The following is a 17,849-nucleotide window of genomic DNA, read 5'->3' on the forward strand; positions in this document are numbered from 1 at the left end:
CAGGCACGGCGACGTCTGGCGTTAATTGCAATTATGAACATCCAGTATCAGAATCTTACAAGGAATTTTGAATCCCAGACAATTGCTCTACTTAAGAGTGGGTTGGAAAGCCACTGGGAGCGATATGATGAGTCATATAATCCAGATATTTCATCATTATATGAGTACTATTCTGATTCTATGTTAATTGGTATTTATGATGGTGTAGTGGTGTCATGCGGTGGTTGGAAAGTTATAGATGAATCGTGCGTAGAAGTTGTTAGAGTATCGGTCTTGAATGGGTTTCAAAATCGAGGCGTAGGTACGGCAATGCTTAGACAGTTAGAGTGGCATCTACGGTCTATTGGGGTTTGTAACATATTTTTAGAAACCACTTCAACGTGGACGCAAGTTATTAAATTTTACTTAAAAAAAGGTTATTCGATAACTCACGAAAAGAATGGCGATACTTATTTCTATAAGGCGCTATGCAATTAACAAACGGCTGCACCGGACAAATTTCCGCTGTCACCTTTTGTGCAAGAGCACGCACAAAAGCCGCCATCAAAATTTTGCTCGGTGATCCGGGCGTTATGTTCTGAGGGGGATGCTTGGATATTGATCACAGAGAAAAGGCTAATTGGACAGGCACCTTAGTGGAGAAACAGAAACAGAAACAGAAACAGAAACAGAAACAGAAACAGAAACAGAAACAGAAACAGACCATAAATCGAATCAATAGTTAGCAAAACGGCACTGCCGATTCACGTTAGAGTGGTAATCTGGGGAAAATTGGTTGAACTGCACGATTTTCGGGCACTCTAGTGCCTCAGGCAGCCCTGTGAATTGAACACCGAGGGAGGTTCTGGCTACGTCAGTTGCGCAGCCAATGCTAATCCGGGAGTTCGCCGGTACCCGTGGTTGGCACTGCAATCTCGATTAAAGAAAAGTGTCGTCTTCGTTCAAAGCTTTCATGAACCAACTGATCGACATTAAGCGCTCACGCCACTCTGTAACCAGCTCTGAAACGACCTTAAGTTGCGCGTCATACAGATCCTTCCCCACCAGAAATTCGTGGCTGAGGAAATTGCCAGCATACAAGGCGTACCATCGTTGAATGACTTCGGTGTCGGTCCAGGCGTTGGCTTTCTCAGCATTGATGTGCAGAACAATGTGGTAGTGGTTCGGAGAAGCTTACCTGAGCGCTCGACCGCCTGGCGAGTATTCCGGCGGATGAAGCGCGAAAATTGCATTCATCAGGCAAAGTTGTTGATGTGGCGAAAGTGATTCCGTTAAAAGCACAAGCTGAAGTTAACCTCAATTTTAAAACTGTTTGAGGTAGAGGGAGGTATGGTTCTGGCGAATGGCTTGCAAGATGCCTCTCATCTCCAGTCTTGCTAGTGCCTGGTTTACACGGGCAATCAGCTCTTCACCGCGTGGATGGTTCCTGGAGACGAGTAGGTGCATGGATTGCCGTGAAAATACAATGCCCAGCTGCTGTACTTCGTCTCCGGAAGTGAAGGTATCGGCAATGGCCGTTTTGGCAGAGAACAGGTCGACGGGTACCACGTCGACTTCGCCGCTCACCAGCATCTCAAAGCACTCTACTAATGTGTTGGGTTGAATCAGCTCGGTATTGGGGTTTTGAAACAGCTCTTCGAGATCGTGGGTAAAGTAGCCCGCGGGTCGGCATAACCGGTAACCGGCCAGGTCCATCCGGGTAGTGACCGAAAAGACCTTGTTCTTGGCAACGTAGGGCATGACGTACGTTGAGGCCAGGGAATCAGAGAGCAGATACTGTTCGGCTCTTTCTTCGCTGTAATACCAGGGGAAGGTGGCATCATAGACACCTGCCTCGGTATCGCTGATTAGCTCTCCCCAGCCATCGCGAAAAATGACCTCCGGTTCGAAATCGGCAACTCGCATCACCTGGTCGAGAATCTGGATAACCATGCCCTGGTCTTTCCAGTTCTGGTCGGTGAAGGGCGCAAAGCCACCTGAGGTGGCCAGCTTTATGGGATCGGCATGAACCCAGGCAAAGAATATGCTGCAACCTATTGCTAGCCAGTACTTCATCGCTTCGCCCTGTTCTGATTAATAAATGATCAGGTCAAACTAACAGGCTGACAGATTTGTTCGAAGCTGATTGCGACATTTTGGTCGATAAAACCGTCGTTTGTTGGTTCGGATTATGAATTGATTCAAACGTTACTACTTTTCAAGAGGTCGGCCTACGGATACTCAATTAATAGCTGACGAGATTACCCAGAGTTTGAAAGCACTTGGTGGTGCCTCTCGGAAGGAGCATCGGCCCAGTTCCCAGCGTGACTTTGGCGTTTACACACCCGATTTACGCACGGTAGTTCGAGCGTATAGAGCTCGTCTCGCGCCTCAACCGGCAGAGGAAGTCTACCAGGTCGCGCTTAAGCTGTTAGACAAGTACGTTACTGAATGTCGGCAAATAGGGTATGAGTTGATTGCCTCGCACAAGGCCGCAAGGGAATCACTCACCGCAAGGCGAATTGAAGCACTTGGGCAGGGTATCGATAATTGGGCCTGTGTTGATAGTTTTTGTTGCCGTTGGGCACTGTTGGTTTGCATTAACAGGCAAACCAGCGTCAGCCGGTGTCCGACAGCCTGAATATCAACAGTCTGTTGTTTGCAGGCATGGCTATGTCGTTTTCCAGAAACAGCCCTGAGGCTTTGGCCAGCTCGGTCACCTCAGCCAGGTCTCGTATGCCCATCTGCGGCGCCCGGGATCTCAGGTGCCGATCGAATTGTCGATTGCTTTCGCTGGTAAACTGCCCCTCCTTATTGAAAGGGCCATAGAGGCAAAAGGCACCGTTAGCGGTCAGTCGGTCACCAACGCCCTGAAACATCTGCCCGACCTCAGTCCAGGCCATGATATGGGCTGTATTTGCCGAAAAAGCCCCGTCGAAAGCGGAGAGCGGCCAGGACTCTCTGGCTACGTCGAGCGCTACTATGGGGAGTATGTTTGGCAGTGCGGCCTGTTCCAGCCGCTGTTGGCTGTGGTGAATGGCATCGGGGTGTTCAGAGGGTTGCCATTGTAGGTGTGGCATTGATTGCGCGAAATACACGGCGTGTTGACCGGTACCCGTTCCGATCTCCAGTACCCTGGCTGGCGAGCCAAAAACCTCCCGCAGTTCTTCCAGGATGGGGGATTTGTTGTTCTCACAGGCTTGGGAAAAGGGCAGTTCGTTCGCCATGATGAAGGTCCTCCATGTTCTTATAACACTGCATACTGGGGTTGACTGGCGACATTACGAGGTCGCTTGACCCAATGATACCGATTATGTCCTGATCACACCCCACCGCGAACCCTTTGCATCCGGGAGCCAAATTCCATGGGTCACCAAAATGCCAACCTTAATCGGAAATTAAAATCGACGTTGGAAAGTCGCCAAGGCATTGGGGTTGGAGTTTCACGTCAAACCAGCAGCGTAAAACCAGCGCAGAATTTCTTAAAAGACGGCCAAACCCGCTACGGCTATGATCAGTAGATCCACTACTCCGCTCTGCCTACTGCTATCGAAGCGCAATCCTAACCGATGAATCAAATGCATCGCCATCAACCAACCCCGACCGCAGGCATCCCTACCTGCCTTAAAACCCGGCACCAGCCTGTGCCTGAACCGTCTAACAGGTTCAGGCTGTCTTAAGCGGCTGCCCCCGCAGCTCCAACCAAAACCGAACCGCCAGCACCGCAGTCGCAACAACCCCCACCAACCGAATCGCCACTATCACGGGGTCCAGGTTTGCCACGTTGGTGGGCCAGGCGACCATCAGCGCGGCGATGATGAACACCCAGCGTTCCCAACCCGCCATGCCTCTTCCCAGCCAGCCTGCCAGGCCGATTGAAAGCGCCGTGGTTGCAATGGTCGCCAGCACAATGGCGCCGGTAATTTCCCAGGCGTTGCCGATCAGCAGCAGGCCCGGCATGGTGACGAACAGGAAGGGCACTAGCAGTTTCACAAAGCCCAATCGCATGGATTCCACGGCGGTTTCATTGGGGGAGGAGCCGGCAATGCTGGCGGCGGCGTAGGCCGCCAGTGCCACGGGCGGTGTAATCGCCGAGACCAGTCCGAAGTAGAAAATGAACATGTGTGCTGACAAGGCGGGCATGCCCAGGCGGGTGAGTGCGGGTGCCACCAATACCGCCAGTAGCAGGTAGGCCGCCGAGGTTGGTAGGCCCATGCCCAATACGAACGAAGCCAGGGCGGTTAGTAACAAAACCGCCCACAAACTGCCGCCGCCAACATCGACGATCAGGCCCGATACCATCAACCCCATACCGGTCAGGTTCAGTACGCCGATGACAATGCCAGCCGCAGCCACAGCCGCCACAATCGGCAGGGTTGCGAGGAGGGTATCTTGGCATACCTGTAGCAATTCGGTCAGTTTTACCCGGGTATCTTTGTGCCAGGGGCTGATCAGCAGGCCTGCTACAATCGCCAGCACGGCGGCGCGGGTGGGTGACTCGCCGGCGACCATAAAACCGATCAGGATGAACAGCGGAATCAGCAGATAGCCGCGCGATTTCAGTACCTTGCCAAGAAATACCAGGCCACCGGCAGAGTCGCGCTCCAGGTTGAGTCGGCCAGCTTCGAGCCGCACTGCGATCATCAGCGCAAGAATGTACAGCAAGGCGGGTGCCAGGGCGGCGAGCGCAATCTGACTGTAGGGAATGCCGATGATCTCGGCCATTAGAAAGGCTGCGGCTCCCATCACCGGAGGCATAATTTGCCCGGCGGATGAGGCCGCCGCTTCAATCGCAGCGGCCAGTTTTGGGGTGTAGCCGACTTTTTTCATCAACGGAATGGTGAAAGTGCCGGTGGTGACCACATTGGCCACAGCGCTGCCGTTCAGCGAACCAAGCATGGCGCTCGACAGAGCTGCAGACAAACCGGGCCCACCCTGAACCCGGCCGGTCAAACCCCGAGCCAGATCGACAAAGACTTCGCCGGTACCGATGCGGGTTAACAGAGAGCCAAACAGTGCAAACAGGAAGATGTATTCTACCGCCACGCCCATGGGGATCCCATACACGCCTTCCGTCGACAACATCAGCGTGGAGGTCAGGCGCGACAGATCATAACCGCCGTGACCATACTTGCCGGGAATCATGTAACCCCAGGTGGCGTAGGCGAGCGACAGCGCCATTAGAATCACCAGTGCCCAGCCAACACGCACCCGAACCAGGGTTACCACCACCAGCAAGAGCCCGACAAAAATCCACCGGTCCAGCTCTATCGACATGGCACCCCGCATAATAATGTCCATATACGATTGCCACAGATGCGGGCCGGGAATCCAGGCGATCAGCGCCAGGGCATAGAACAGCAGACGCACCGGCAGCCGCCGGAAATTCAGTGCCGATGCCATTAGCCCGGCCGAGGCTACCGCCGAGAAAAAGAGGGCGCGCAACAGCAGGGCGGTAATACCGCCAAAGTAGGCGCCATAGACAACCAGTCCGGCGGTAAACACGGCCATGGCCACAAACAGTAGGGAGACCACGCGGGTCTCCCAGAAGGACTGCGGACTGTTTGGAATATCCAGCCGAGTCAGCGAAATGATCAAGATGTTCTACCTCTTATAAACACTCAGGTTTACTCGCCCTTCCATTCACTCAAAGTAACGTGCCGCACCCGGATGCAGATCGATCGGTACCTGAGTAGCGGTCCCGGCAGAGATCGCGGCGGCTTGAGGGTGTACTTCCGACAGTTGATCCAGGTTGTCAAACAGGGCGCTGGTCAGGTTGAAGATCAGGTCTTCGTCTGCATTGGCGGCGGTGAACAGGGTCGCCGGGTCGTTGATCATGGTTACCGGGCCGGTTTGGTCCGGGTAGGTGTCGGCGGGTACGTCATAGAGCTGATAGAACGGATAGTCTTCTATCATGCCTGCCACGGTATCGGCATCGACCGACAACAACACCATGTCTTCCTGGGCATCCAGATCAATCAGCGAGGCGGTTGGCGCACCGGCCAATACAACTGCAGCTTCAACCTGGCCGTTTTTCAGCGCGCTGATGCCTTCGTTGTAAGACAGGAACTGTTGCTCAACATCATCCAACACGCCGTAAGCGGTCAGCAGGCGCTGTGCCAGAACGGCGGCGTTGCTGCCCGGGGGGCCCATGCTGACGCTCTTGCCAGCCAACTGACTGAGGTCGGTAATGCCAGTGCCTTCAACGGTTGCTACTTGCAAAACGGCCGGGTACAAATAGGCCATGGCAGCGACTTCCAGCGGCTGACCATTGAACGGGCCTTCACCCACCGTGGCTTCGTACAGGGTGGACGAAGAGGAAAAACCGAAGGTCATTTGCCCGGCGGCAACGCGGCGAATGTTCTCGACCGAAGCGCCTGTCACTTCAGCGCGGGCGGTGGTGCCATCGAGGTTGCGGTTGATCACATCGGCCATACCGGCACCGATTACATAAAACAGACCACCGGTACCGCCGGTGCCAATGGATACCCGATCTTCTGCCACGGCCATACCACTGCTCAGCAGGGCGGCGGTTGCCAGGGTGGCGAGCGTTTTCTTCAACATGGTGCATCTCCTCATCGTTTTTATAGTGGTGACGGCGCGGGTCTTGTGTTTTGGGAAACCTGCGGAGCTGACTGAGTATAGTCGATAGCCAAAGCTCGACCTGTGCAGGACTGCCAGGCCGTACCGCCCGTGAATGCTGTGCGCATCATGGCGATCATACCTGTCTCCTTCCGGTCAAAAGTGGGATGGTGCGTTCAGTTTAGTGATCAATGCGCCCCCTGTCATCGGTATCAGCGAGGCTGACCGCGGTGCGACAGCTCGCGGATGATATTCGCCATATACCGGGTCGCCAGCGGCCGGTCACCATTGCGGTTCCAGAGTAAGCCAGGTGTTCGAATCGGCGTCGGGTTTTCCAGTGCGACAGCGACCAGATCAGGTTCATCACTTAAGGCGTTGTCGGAGACAATGCTGCACAGGCGGGTGCGCCGCACCAGCTCAACCATTGGTGAAATGGCGTTCAATTCGGCCACCACCTGCGGCTCGGCACCAGCTGCTTCAAAGCACTCATCAAGCAGTTGCCGGGTCGAGAAGTTCCGGGTTAACAAGGCCAGCGGCAAGCCATTGAGCTCAACCATGCGCACTCGTTTGCGTTTTGCCAGGGGGTGGTTCGGACTCATGATCAGTTTCAATTCTTCGTTAAACAAAGGCTCAAACCAGAGCCCGCGCGGCACCGCTGGCCGGTAGGAAACACCCAGATCCAGAGTGCCTGCTTCCAGGCCCTGGGCAATTTGGTCACCTGACAGTTCTTCCACAATCACTTTAACCTGCGGAAATTTTTCCATAAACGTAGCCAGGCACTGCGGAATCAGCTGCACGTTGAAGCTGTGAGTGGCGGCGATGCGCAGTTCACCGGTTAGTTGATCGGGCGAGGCTTTTAACGCCCCTATGGCGGCATCGACCTGTTTCAGGATCGGTGTAATGTTATCCACAAAGTCGCGCCCGGCCTGGGTTAGCGATACCGATTTGCCATCCCGGTTAAACAGGGTGACCTCCAGCTCATCTTCCAGCTGTTTGATCTGGTGCGACAGGGTCGACTGGGTGACGTGGGTACGCTCGGCCGCCCGGGTGAAGTTCTGCACTTCGGCCAGGGCGACGCAATAGCGCAGGTGTCTCAGTTCCATGGGGGCTCCGGCTCGGTGTTGGCAATTACTATCGATGATATCGATCATTAATATCGAAATTTATCATTTTTGTAAATATAACGGCGAGATTAAGGTGGGGGTCATACAAAAACAACCACAATAAGCACCGGAGCCGACCATGAAGATAGGGCGCGAAACCACGCCGAAAACGGCCATTTGTACCTCCAACGAACACACCATTGTGGTGCGTGGCCAGGACCTGTGTCAGGACCTGATCGGCCAGACCAGTTTTACCGACTACTTCCTACTGTTGCTGACCGGCAAACAGCCAACCGACACCGCCCGTAAAGTGGTCGATGCCACCCTGGTCTCCATCGCCGAGCACGGCCTGGTGCCCAGTGTTCAGGCCAGCCGGATGACTTACGCCGCCGCCCCGGATGCACTGCAGGGTGCTGTTGCAGCGGGCATTCTCGGCTGCGGCTCGGTCATCCTCGGCGCTTCGGAAACCGCCGGCAAGATGTTTGTGCGCATCCGCGAGCGCATGAACGACGGCATCAGCCTCGACGACGCAGCCCTGGCCGAAGTGAAAGCCTTGCGCGCCGACCGCCAGCCGATACCGGGCTATGGCCACCCGCTGCACAAGTCCCGCGACCCGCGCGTCGATGCGCTGTTTAAAGTCGCCCGTGATGCCGGTGCCAACCTCGATTTTATTGCCACCGCCGAGGCCGTTGAACGCGCCATTCCGCAGGTGATCAGCAAAGAACTCAAACTGAACGTATCGGCGGCCATTCCGGCCGTCTTACTGGGTGTGGATTTCCCGGTTTCGGCGCTGCGTGGCATCCCGATTCTGGCGCGCACCGCCAGCCTGATCGCGCATTTGTCCGAAGAAGCCGAGCAACCGAGCGGCTTTGCGCTCTCCTACCAGGCGACGCAGAACCTGGAATACACCGGCGAGACACCCGACGGCTTTAGTGCCTGACTGACCAAGGTAACCCAACAATGATCAAAGTACTGGAAGGCATCACCGTCATCGAGCAGGGCACCTTCATCACCGGCCCCGCCGCTGGCATGTTACTGGCGGACCTTGGCGCCAACGTCATCAAGGTGGAAATGCCGGGCACCGGCGACCCGTTCCGGGCGTTCAAGGGCGGCTTGTACAGCCCGCATTACCAGACCTACAACCGCAACAAGCGCAGCATCGCGCTGAACACCAAACAGCCTGACGACCTGGCCATTTTTGACGACCTGATTCGCGATGCCGATGTCTACATTCAGAATTTCCGCCCCGGTGCCGCCGAGCGCCTGGGCGCCGGTGAAGAACGCCTGCGCGAGATCAACCCAGGCCTAATTTACTGTGCCATCAGCGGCTTCGGGTCCGATGGCCCCTACGCTTCGCGGCCCAGTTACGACACCGTCGCTCAGGCCGCTAGCGGCTTCCTGAAACTGCTGATCAACCCGGAAAACCCCCGTGTGGTTGGCCCGGCCATGGCCGATGCGCTGTCTGGTTTTTACGCCGCCTACGGCATTCTCGGCGCGCTCTACGAGCGCAGCCAGACCGGCAAAGGCCGCAAGGTCGAAGTGTCTATGCTCGAAGCCATGTGCCACTTCAACCTCGATGCGTTCACCCACTATTTCTCCGAAGGCGAGATCATGGGGCCCTACAGCCGCCCGCAGGTATCGCAAAGTTATGTGATGGAATGCGCCGATGGCAAATGGGTGGCACTGCACATGTCGTCACCGGAGAAATTCTGGCAGGGCCTGGCCAATGCCATTGGCTACCCGGAACTGCTGCAGGATGACCGCTTCAGCACCCGCGAAGGCCGCATCAAGCATCAGGATCAGATGATCGAGGTGCTTAAACCCATCTTCAAACAGCAGAGTCGCGACACCTGGTGCCAGCGCCTGGAAGCCGAAGACGTGCCGCACGCGCCGATGTATGACTCGAACGAAGTGCTCGAAGACGCCCAGGTAAAACACCTGCAATTGGAAGTTTCAACGCAGCATCCCGAGATGGGAACCTTCCGATCAGTGCGCTCGCCCGTATCCTACGACGGAGAACGGCCGGTCAGCATTACCGCACCGCCGACACTGAACGAACACCACGACGACATCGTCGCCGAACTTCAGGCACGCAAAAAATAAAAAACAGCGAGGGCCAACCCATGTTTGAACCGCCGAAAAAAGAAGACATATTCAACCACGGTATTCCGTCCACACCGGATGACATTACCGAGATCGTCATCAAGGCCATGGGCCGCACAGAAAACCCGCGCCTGCGTGAAATTCTGACCGCCCTGGTGAAGCACCTTCACGCCTTTGGCCGCGAAGTGAAACTGAGTGACGAGGAATTCACCATGGCGCTGGATGCGGTTACCCGCCTTGGTCATCTCAGCGTCGGCAAGCACAACGAAACCGTGGTGATGTCCGATGCGCTCGGTTTTTCCACCTTGGTTATGATTTTGAACCAGAACCGCGATGCGGATCAGATGTCGCCTGCCTTGCTGGGGCCTTTTTACACCCGCAAAGACCCGGAATACCTGAACGGCTTCAACATCGCCCGCGATGAGCCAAAAGACACCGATATTCCGTTGTTTGTGCGTGGCATGGTGCAAGATAAAAACGGCGCACCACTGGCCAATGCCCTGGTCGAAGTCTGGCACGCCTCACCCGAGGGCTTGTACGACAACCAGGATGAAACCATGCCGGCCAACAACCTGCGCGGTAAATTCCGCACCGATGCCTCCGGCCAGTTTCACTTCCGCACCATCCGCCCGGCCAGCTACCCGATCCCGACCCACGGCCTGGTGGGTGACATGCTGCGCGCCCAGGGCCGGCACCCGTTCCGGGCGGCGCACCTGCATTTCACCGTCTCGGCCGATGACCACGCCACGCTGATTACCCAGATCTTTCCGGAAGACGATCTGTTCGTGGAATCCGATTGTGTATTCGGGGTTACCAGTGCCGATCTCGCCGTCGACTTCCCGATGCACAACGACGGCAAGGCGCCAGACGATGATGTCAGCGGGGACTATTGCACCCTGGATTTGACCTTCGATCTGTCGCCCGGTGAATCGCGCTTGCCGCAATCACCGATTAACGCTTAATCGAAACAATCCCTTAAAAAAGAATTCGTTTTATAAACGCAAGACTCAAAAAACAAAACAAGAGAGAGACGAAGCCATGAAAACAACCATTACACAGGGCGCTCTGGCGGCCACTCTAACCCTGGCAGCTACCCTGCCCACACTGGCGAACGCCGAAGAATCCATTAACCTCACGGTCGGTTCCAGCCACCCAACCACCATCCCCTGGGTGGGCATGATTCCGAATGTGTTCATTCCCGAAGTTGATCGCATTCTGGCTGAAGACGGCCAGTATGAAGTGAACTGGACCGAAGCCTACGCTGGCCAGTTGTACGGTGCCAACGCGACGCTGACCTCGGTGGGCGATGGCATTGCCGACATCGGCTGGGTATTCAGCTACCTCGAAGGCTCGCGCATGCCGCTCAGCCAGTTGAGCGCCTACACCCCGTTCACCACCAGCGACCCGGAACTGATTCTGGATGTGTTCGTCGACCTGATTAACGAGCAGCCGAAACTGGCCGACGAGTGGGAAGGCAATAACGTCGTTTTCCTGGGTGCTACAGCATCGGACACTTACGATATCTACACCAACTTCCCGGTCGATGACCTTTCAGACCTAGACGGCCGTCGCATTTCCGCCCCGGGCGTATTGGGCGTCTGGCTCGACCCGGTGAACGCCACCCCGGTCGATGGCACCCTGGCCAGCTACTACACCGACATTCAGACCGGCGTGTCTGAAGGCGTGGTAACACTCGCAACCGGTGCACTGCCGGCGCGTATCTACGAAGTGGCTCCGTACATCACTCAGGTGAACCTGGGCGTGGTGTTCTCCGGTGGTATTGCCATCAACCGTGACCGCTTCGAAAGCCTGCCTGAGGTTGTGCAGGATGCCATGAAGCAAGCCGGTGCCGTCTACACCGCCGCCCACGGCCGTGACCTGGCAGAGCGCTACCAGAGTTCACTCGACCGTATGGTTGAACTGAGTGCCGATTCCAACAACCCGGTCCAGGTCACCGCTCTGACAGCAGCCCAGCGCCAGGAATGGATCGACGGCATGCCGGACTTGGCACAGCAGTGGGTCGACAACAACGAAGCCCGCAACCTGCCCGCCGCTGACATTCTGCAAGCCTATATGGATGCGATTCGCGAGCGCGGCGTACAGCCGGAACGGGCCTGGGACGAACTCTGAGTTCGGTTTCCACCTCGACGCAACGGCCGGGCAATTGCCCGGCCGTTAATACGGGCACTCCCTGGAGCAGTATGCCATGAACGTTAAATCGCTTTTATTCGGCCAGGGCACCGGTAACAGTCTGTTTGGCTACCTGGTAGACGGCCTGAACGCCGCCGGGTCGTTGTTGATCTTTGCCATCATGGCACTGATTTGTGCCGATGTTTTATCCCGCAATCTGTTTAATCAACCCATCGACGGTGTCGCCGAAATGGTCGCCGCCTCGATTGTGATGATCGTTTTTCTGCAACTGGCGAGCACACTCCGCCACGGCCGTTTAGCCCAGGCCGATATTTTTATTTACGGCTTTACCGTCTCGTTTCCCCGCATCGGGCGCAGCCTTACCACCCTCTATTACCTGGCCGGTGCCGCCATGTTGTGGGTGGTGTATCAGGGCACGGTTCCGGTGCTGATGCGTGCGATCGATCGTAATCAATTCTTTGGCGTAGAGGGTGTGTTTACCTTTCCCGTCTGGCCGATTCGAACCGTGGTTGTGTTCTGCGCAGCCGTGACCGTACTGCAATTTCTGGTACTCGCCGTTCGCGAAGCCATCTGCGTTTTCCGGGGCACACCGATCAATACACCGGCAACATCCAAAGCCGGTGACACGACCAACACAGCCGACCAACAATCAGGAGCGCCGTCATGACCGGTTTGGAAATTGGCCTGGTGGCCGTCGTGGTCATGCTGGTGCTTATTTACATTGGCATGCACATCAGCATTGCTTTGATGCTGGTGTCCTTTGGTGCCATTGCCACCCTTAGAGATTCCGGCCTGGCCACGCGCATGGTTGCCGCCGCGGCCAACGATTCACTGAGCAGTTATTTGTATGGCGTTGTGCCGCTGTTTGTACTGATGGGCCTGCTCGTCGTGGTCTCCGGCGTCGGGCGCGATACCTTCGATGTATTCCAGCGCATGCTGCGCAAAATCCGTGGCGGGCTTGGCCTGGCCACCGTGGGCGCCAATGGCATCTTTGCGTCGATTACCGGCATCAGCGTTGCCTCGGCCGCTGTATTTACTCAGGTTGCCGTACCCGAGATGCGCCGCCACGGTTACACCCCGAAATTCTCGGTGGGCGTGGTCGCCGGCAGCTCAGTGTTGGGCATGCTGATTCCGCCTTCACTGTTGATGATTGTGTATGGTGTGCTAGCCGAGCAGTCAGTGGGCCGCATGTTCATCGCCGGTATTATTCCGGGATTAATTCTGGCGGTCTGCTTTTGCATCACCATTATGGTACTGGCTTATGCCTTCCCGGCATTCATGAACCAGGCAGGGCATCAGCCGGTTGTAGAGCCAGGCGATGAAAACACCTCTCGCCTGGCGCTGGCCAGTAAACTGATCCCGATTCTGATTCTCATGCTGCTGGTACTCGGCGGTCTGTATTCCGGTTTCTTCACACCAACCGAAGCCGGTGCCGTGGGTGCCTGTGGCGCTCTGGTGCTGGCATTGGCAAAACGTCGCCTGACCTGGGGTGCCTTCTACAAGGTACTGGGTGAAACCGGCCACGTGGCGGTCTCAATCCTGTTCCTGATACTGGCGGCTTCGTTGTACAGCCGCATGCTGGCACTGACCGGTTTGCCGATGTCTGTCGCCCAGTGGGTCACCTCGCTCGATCTGGCCGTGTATGAATTTCTGTTCCTGTATTTACTGGTCATTATCCTGATGGGCTGCATCATCGACTCGGTCTCGATCATGCTGATCGTATTGCCCATCGTGTTGCCCATTGCCCAGTTCTTCGGGCTCGATCTGATCTGGTTCGGGGTGATTACCGTGGTCGCCGTTGAAATAGGTTTGGTAACACCGCCGTTTGGCATATCGGTATATACGGTAAAAGCCAGCCTGAACGACGACACCGTCTCGGTAAAAGAAATCTTCAAGGGCGTAACCCCCTTCTTCATTGCCATGCTGTTCGCTCTCTTCGTGCTGACGGTATTTCCAGCGCTTTCAACCACGCTGGCTTACATGTATTAAAGGTAACTGCTGCCATGACCACACTGTCTACTGCACCACTGGCCGAAGAGCGCCACACGCCGCTGGATGACTGCGCACTCAACCAACTGTTTTTCGGTGCCCGTACTTTTTCCTACTGGCAAGACCGGCCCGTCGATGACGGCAAGCTGCGCCATCTGGCAGAGCTTGTCAGCCTGGGGCCTACCAGCATGAACTGCAATCCACTGCGCATTTACTTTTTGCGTACCGCCGAAGCGCGCGAACAACTGCTACCGGCATTAAAAGAAGGCAATGTAGAGAAAGTTAGCCAGGCCCCGGTCACCGCCATACTGGCCTACGACCGCCGCTTTTACGACCACTTGCCGACGCTGTTTCCACACAACAAAGACGCCCGTTCCCTGTTTGTGGGCAACGAACCCTTGCGCGAAGAAACCGCCTTTCGCAATGGCAGCCTGCAAGGTGGCTATTTCATTCTGGCCGCCCGTGCATTGGGGCTCGATTGCGGCCCGATCTCCGGGTTCGATAACGACAAGGTCGACCAGATATTCTTCGGCACTGAAAACCCGCACCTACGCAGCAACTTTATTTGCAACCTTGGCTACGGCGACGAAACCAAGCTACACCCGCGCGGCCCGCGCCTGAGTTTCGATGAAAGCTGCAGGCTGCTGTGAGCCGATCGTTAACTGGAAAAATAATAGATGAAAACACCGTCGCAAACGCGACAAATAAACAAACAACGACAAGACAATAACAACAAGAGGACTCTCTAATGTGCAGACTGTGTGAAGCAAGCAAAAACAGCGGTCATTCCGAAGGCCGTCGGGATTTTCTGAAAATGGCCGCCGCCACCGGTGCCGTAGCCGCCTCCATGCCGTTGCTGGCCGGGGGTGCCCAGGCCGCCGCGCACAGCGAATCGACCCAGACCAAAATGCCGGAAAATGTCGGTAATGCCACGCGTCGCACCCTGATTAAAGGCGGTGCCGTCATGAGCATGGACCCGTCCGTCGGCGACCTGCCGGTGGGTGATGTATTGCTCGAAGGCAAGCGCATTATCGAGATCGCGCCTTCCATCAGTGTGGGTGACGACGTTGCCGTAATCGACGCCAAAGGCAAGGTGGTGATGCCCGGCTTCATCGACACGCACCACCACCAGTTCGAAACCGCACTGCGCAGTTTCCTGGCCGATGGCATTCTGATTAACGATGGCCAGCCACACAGCAAATTCAACTATTACGAGTCCATCCTGCAGAACTTCTCGCTGCATTACCGCACCGAAGACGTGTACATCAACGAACTGTTCGCGGGTCTTTCACAACTCGATGCCGGTGTAACCACGGTGATGGACGTAAGCCAGATTCACCACTCACCGGAGCATTCCGACGCGGCCGTACTCGGCTTGAAAGACGCCGGTCGGCGCGGTGTGTTCGGTTACTTCGAAGGCTGGGGCGACCGTGCCCAATACCCGCAAGATGCCTCACGCCTGCGCCAGCAGCACTTCTCGTCGGATGATCAGTTGACCAGCATGGTCATGGGCGGTGAGATTTATCTGCCGGGCTACGAAGAAGCCTGGCGCATCGGCCGCGACCTGAATCTGCCCATCGCGCTGCATGTGGTTGGCACCTTCGGCATGGCCGATACCTTCGACCAACTGGCAAGAGACGGACAATTCGGTTCCGACAACATCTTCATTCACATGACCGGCATGAGCGACATGGCCTGGCAGGCCGCCGCCGATGCAGGCGCGCACGTGTCGCTCTCGGTACCGATCGAAATGACCATGCGCCACGGCATGCCACCGATCCAGAAATGCCTCGACCTCGGCTTGCAACCTTCGCTTTCAAGCGACGTGGAATGCACTATGACCGCCGACCCCTTCACTCAAATGCGCTCAACCATGACGCTGCAACGCGCCTTCGCTAACGAACGCGCCCTCGCCGGTGAAGACAACCTGCCAGCCCTGCTCACCGCCCGCGACTGCATCCGCTTCCACACCCTCGAAGGCGCCCGCGGCCTGAAGCTGGACCACAAAGTAGGCAGCCTGGCCCCAGGCAAAGAAGCCGACATCGTCCTGCTAGACGCCGAAGCCATTAACGTCACCCCGCTAAACCACGTACCGGGTGCCGTAGTAACGCTGATGGAACGTAACAACGTAGACACCGTGCTGGTAGCCGGAAAAATCCGTAAATGGCAGGGCAAACTGGTGGATGTAGACGTAAACCACCTACGCGGTCAGCTGGAAGCCAGTCGGGATTACCTGTTCGAAGCCGCAGGTATAGAGCAGGATCTGTTTCGGGCCTGAGCAACCACCCAACTGACCCCCGTTCGGCCTGAGCCCGTCGAAGGCCCTCGGGGAGCATAACCAAACCGCTGAACCCACCCCCAGCCACAAACCCGCCCCAACCACCCCCAACTTTCGCCCGGTCTTGCAGGGGCATTGATGCCCCACCAAGCCCTACCGCAAGCATCCCTGCCTACTGCGAAAGCCGGTGGCGGCTGGGGGCTAACCCCACCGCTTACCACTGCTTTTAACCCCGCAGGGCCATCCCACCCCCGCAGGGCCACCAAACCAACCCGTAGGAGGGCAGTCCCCTGCGCGACAGGAAGCAAAACTAACCACAGAACCCCACCCCCCCCGTTCGGCCTGAGCCTGTCGAAGGCCCTTGGGGAGCAAACCAAACCCGAGACCTGCTCATAGAAGGGTAGGGAGGCGCGAATGACACCCTGGCACATAACTACTTGCCAATTTTGTCACAGAGTGCCATCGTGTCAAAACAACCCATTTTGCATTTCTGTACCCTGTAACCACGACGCATATTCCGTGATCTACCCTGGATATGTGTCAATGACGACGCTGATGGCGGGGATAGTTGTCGGTAGTGACGGTTTTGTCGGATTGGATATTTAGTCCTTGTGTTCGTCGATGTTGGTTGGATGCCCCATACACTAGGGTTTTGCAGGGTTGAAAGTGGTGCGTTGGATTCCGAGTTAATCGAAATATGTGGCGAAAATGACGATGAAAAATAGCTGTTATAAGGCAATAAGGACATGACTTCGAAACCTGAATCTATGAAAAAAGAAGTAGCTGCTTTGGTCGCAAAGGGTGACCTTCTCTATTACGCAATGATTGATGACACCCGAGGTCTGCCTGAAAACATAGAGAAGAAGCTTAAAGAAAAAAAGATAAAGCTGCCAAATTTTAAAACAGAATACGATACTTGGTACTCAGAAGCACATGCTGTTATCAAGCAAGTGCTACCAGATCGACTGGTCGATTTCGTTAAGCAGTATAAAGATGAAAAAAGGAAAGAAATTGACTTTCTCACCTATGGTATAGCTGACTATTTGCTAGGGTTGAGAACTACTAGGTATGGTGGCTCAGAAGTTGTCGCGGATGGTTCTGCCGCAATTGCCAAGATGCAGATACAAAACTCAATTTTAGAAGCTGCGGCAAAGAGATTTGAAAGTTCTCTTTTCGATATTCAAGAAGTACTACAAGCTGATATGTTCGATTCCGAACTTGAAGCAGCTCGTGAGCTGGCTAAAAAGGGCTTCGTAAGAGGCGGAGGTGCCATTGCTGGAGTCGTTTTGGAAAAGCACCTTGGTCATGTTTGTGAAATGCACGGGCATAAGTCTCGAAAAAAGCATCCTTCTATTTCCGACTATTACCAACTTCTAAAAGAAAACGAAATCATTGATACACCCAAGTGGCGTTTTATCCAGCACCTTGGCGATTTAAGAAATTTATGTGATCACAGCAAAGATCGTGATCCAACGAAAGAGGATGTATTTGAACTTGTTGAAGGTGTAGAATAAGTCATTAAAACAGTGTTCTAAGTGTCTTATAGCAAGGCCAGGCACGGCGACGGCTTTTTCGTTGCGGCTTCGCCTCCACTACAAAACCGCGCGTGCTGGCGGCGTTATGCATATACGAGGATTCTGATGAAATTTGCTTTTGTAGCCCTG

The 17,849-nt window shown here is 55.5% G+C and carries 16 protein-coding genes; 11 read left to right on the plus strand and 5 right to left on the minus strand.

What is annotated here, in order from left to right; genetic code table 11:
• On the plus strand, nucleotides 1–477 hold a 477-nt coding region (locus WEB54_RS08140; RefSeq protein ID WP_368054914.1), incomplete at its 5' end, for a GNAT family N-acetyltransferase.
• A gap of 825 nt (nucleotides 478–1,302) precedes the next feature.
• Here the strand turns inward: WEB54_RS08140 and WEB54_RS08145 are convergent.
• The gene (locus tag WEB54_RS08145; RefSeq protein WP_368054916.1) at nucleotides 1,303–2,055 is read right to left on the minus strand and encodes a substrate-binding periplasmic protein; all 753 of its coding nucleotides are present in this window, start codon (nucleotides 2,053–2,055) and stop codon (nucleotides 1,303–1,305) included.
• 196 nt (nucleotides 2,056–2,251) lie between these two features.
• Here WEB54_RS08145 and WEB54_RS08150 point away from each other — a divergent pair, with 196 nt between their 5' ends.
• Nucleotides 2,252–2,620 (plus strand): DNA alkylation repair protein, encoded by a 369-nt coding sequence (locus tag WEB54_RS08150; protein ID WP_368054918.1) that lies wholly within the window; start codon nucleotides 2,252–2,254, stop codon nucleotides 2,618–2,620.
• On the opposite strand, the gene WEB54_RS08155 is transcribed toward WEB54_RS08150, so the two are convergent.
• From WEB54_RS08155 to WEB54_RS08170, 4 genes are all read right to left on the minus strand, one after another.
• Nucleotides 2,598–3,206, minus strand: a complete 609-nt coding sequence (locus WEB54_RS08155) for a DUF938 domain-containing protein (protein WP_368054920.1) — start codon at nucleotides 3,204–3,206, stop codon at nucleotides 2,598–2,600. The two genes, WEB54_RS08150 and WEB54_RS08155, sit on opposite strands and share 23 nt — an antisense overlap.
• 439 nt (nucleotides 3,207–3,645) lie before the next feature.
• On the minus strand, nucleotides 3,646–5,577 hold the full coding sequence (locus WEB54_RS08160; protein WP_368054922.1) for a TRAP transporter permease: 1,932 nt from the start codon (nucleotides 5,575–5,577) through the stop codon (nucleotides 3,646–3,648).
• Nucleotides 5,578–5,622: 45 nt separating this feature from the next.
• The gene (locus tag WEB54_RS08165) at nucleotides 5,623–6,558 is read right to left on the minus strand and encodes a TAXI family TRAP transporter solute-binding subunit (RefSeq protein WP_368054924.1); all 936 of its coding nucleotides are present in this window, start codon (nucleotides 6,556–6,558) and stop codon (nucleotides 5,623–5,625) included.
• A gap of 215 nt (nucleotides 6,559–6,773) precedes the next feature.
• Nucleotides 6,774–7,664, minus strand: coding sequence for a LysR substrate-binding domain-containing protein (locus WEB54_RS08170; RefSeq protein ID WP_368054926.1), 891 nt, complete (start codon nucleotides 7,662–7,664; stop codon nucleotides 6,774–6,776).
• A gap of 139 nt (nucleotides 7,665–7,803) precedes the next feature.
• On the opposite strand from WEB54_RS08170, the gene WEB54_RS08175 reads away from it, so the two are divergent.
• The 9 genes from WEB54_RS08175 to WEB54_RS08215 all read left to right on the plus strand — a co-directional run bounded on the left by WEB54_RS08175 (nucleotide 7,804) and on the right by WEB54_RS08215 (nucleotide 17,699).
• On the plus strand, nucleotides 7,804–8,604 hold the full coding sequence (locus tag WEB54_RS08175; protein ID WP_368054928.1) for a citryl-CoA lyase: 801 nt from the start codon (nucleotides 7,804–7,806) through the stop codon (nucleotides 8,602–8,604).
• A 20-nt stretch (nucleotides 8,605–8,624) separates the two neighbouring features.
• The gene (locus WEB54_RS08180) at nucleotides 8,625–9,767 is read left to right on the plus strand and encodes a CaiB/BaiF CoA transferase family protein (protein ID WP_368054930.1); all 1,143 of its coding nucleotides are present in this window, start codon (nucleotides 8,625–8,627) and stop codon (nucleotides 9,765–9,767) included.
• A gap of 20 nt (nucleotides 9,768–9,787) precedes the next feature.
• The gene (locus tag WEB54_RS08185; protein WP_368054932.1) at nucleotides 9,788–10,729 is read left to right on the plus strand and encodes a dioxygenase; all 942 of its coding nucleotides are present in this window, start codon (nucleotides 9,788–9,790) and stop codon (nucleotides 10,727–10,729) included.
• Between the two features lie 76 nt (nucleotides 10,730–10,805).
• Complete coding sequence (locus WEB54_RS08190; protein ID WP_368054934.1) at nucleotides 10,806–11,897, plus strand: C4-dicarboxylate TRAP transporter substrate-binding protein; 1,092 nt, start codon at nucleotides 10,806–10,808, stop codon at nucleotides 11,895–11,897.
• 76 nt (nucleotides 11,898–11,973) lie between these two features.
• Complete coding sequence (locus WEB54_RS08195; RefSeq protein WP_368054936.1) at nucleotides 11,974–12,585, plus strand: TRAP transporter small permease subunit; 612 nt, start codon at nucleotides 11,974–11,976, stop codon at nucleotides 12,583–12,585.
• Nucleotides 12,582–13,907 (plus strand): TRAP transporter large permease, encoded by a 1,326-nt coding sequence (locus WEB54_RS08200; protein WP_368054938.1) that lies wholly within the window; start codon nucleotides 12,582–12,584, stop codon nucleotides 13,905–13,907. Before WEB54_RS08195 ends, WEB54_RS08200 begins: the two co-directional genes overlap by 4 nt.
• Before the next feature lie 14 nt (nucleotides 13,908–13,921).
• Nucleotides 13,922–14,557, plus strand: coding sequence for a malonic semialdehyde reductase (locus tag WEB54_RS08205; protein WP_368054940.1), 636 nt, complete (start codon nucleotides 13,922–13,924; stop codon nucleotides 14,555–14,557).
• A 98-nt stretch (nucleotides 14,558–14,655) separates the two neighbouring features.
• A complete protein-coding gene (locus WEB54_RS08210) occupies nucleotides 14,656–16,185 on the plus strand; it encodes an amidohydrolase family protein (RefSeq protein ID WP_368054942.1) in 1,530 nt (509 codons plus the stop codon).
• A 746-nt stretch (nucleotides 16,186–16,931) separates the two neighbouring features.
• Nucleotides 16,932–17,699 (plus strand): hypothetical protein, encoded by a 768-nt coding sequence (locus WEB54_RS08215; protein WP_368054944.1) that lies wholly within the window; start codon nucleotides 16,932–16,934, stop codon nucleotides 17,697–17,699.
• Nucleotides 17,700–17,849 lie beyond the last annotated feature (150 nt).

The sequence above is a fragment of the Saccharospirillum sp. genome, assembly GCF_040881935.1.
Lineage (GTDB): Bacteria > Pseudomonadota > Gammaproteobacteria > Pseudomonadales > Natronospirillaceae > Saccharospirillum.

What these genes read in the sequence shown, in the direction of transcription:
- WEB54_RS08145 (WP_368054916.1), bottom strand. Translation starts at nt 2,055, where the DNA reads ATGAAGTACTGGCTAGCAATAGGTTGCAGCATATTCTTTGCCTGGGTT.
- WEB54_RS08155 (WP_368054920.1), bottom strand. Translation starts at nt 3,206, where the DNA reads ATGGCGAACGAACTGCCCTTTTCCCAAGCCTGTGAGAACAACAAATCC.
- WEB54_RS08165 (WP_368054924.1), bottom strand. Translation starts at nt 6,558, where the DNA reads ATGAGGAGATGCACCATGTTGAAGAAAACGCTCGCCACCCTGGCAACC.
- WEB54_RS08170 (WP_368054926.1), bottom strand. Translation starts at nt 7,664, where the DNA reads ATGGAACTGAGACACCTGCGCTATTGCGTCGCCCTGGCCGAAGTGCAG.
- WEB54_RS08175 (WP_368054928.1), top strand. Translation starts at nt 7,804, where the DNA reads ATGAAGATAGGGCGCGAAACCACGCCGAAAACGGCCATTTGTACCTCC.
- WEB54_RS08180 (WP_368054930.1), top strand. Translation starts at nt 8,625, where the DNA reads ATGATCAAAGTACTGGAAGGCATCACCGTCATCGAGCAGGGCACCTTC.
- WEB54_RS08185 (WP_368054932.1), top strand. Translation starts at nt 9,788, where the DNA reads ATGTTTGAACCGCCGAAAAAAGAAGACATATTCAACCACGGTATTCCG.
- WEB54_RS08190 (WP_368054934.1), top strand. Translation starts at nt 10,806, where the DNA reads ATGAAAACAACCATTACACAGGGCGCTCTGGCGGCCACTCTAACCCTG.
- WEB54_RS08195 (WP_368054936.1), top strand. Translation starts at nt 11,974, where the DNA reads ATGAACGTTAAATCGCTTTTATTCGGCCAGGGCACCGGTAACAGTCTG.
- WEB54_RS08200 (WP_368054938.1), top strand. Translation starts at nt 12,582, where the DNA reads ATGACCGGTTTGGAAATTGGCCTGGTGGCCGTCGTGGTCATGCTGGTG.
- WEB54_RS08205 (WP_368054940.1), top strand. Translation starts at nt 13,922, where the DNA reads ATGACCACACTGTCTACTGCACCACTGGCCGAAGAGCGCCACACGCCG.
- WEB54_RS08210 (WP_368054942.1), top strand. Translation starts at nt 14,656, where the DNA reads ATGTGCAGACTGTGTGAAGCAAGCAAAAACAGCGGTCATTCCGAAGGC.
- WEB54_RS08215 (WP_368054944.1), top strand. Translation starts at nt 16,932, where the DNA reads ATGACTTCGAAACCTGAATCTATGAAAAAAGAAGTAGCTGCTTTGGTC.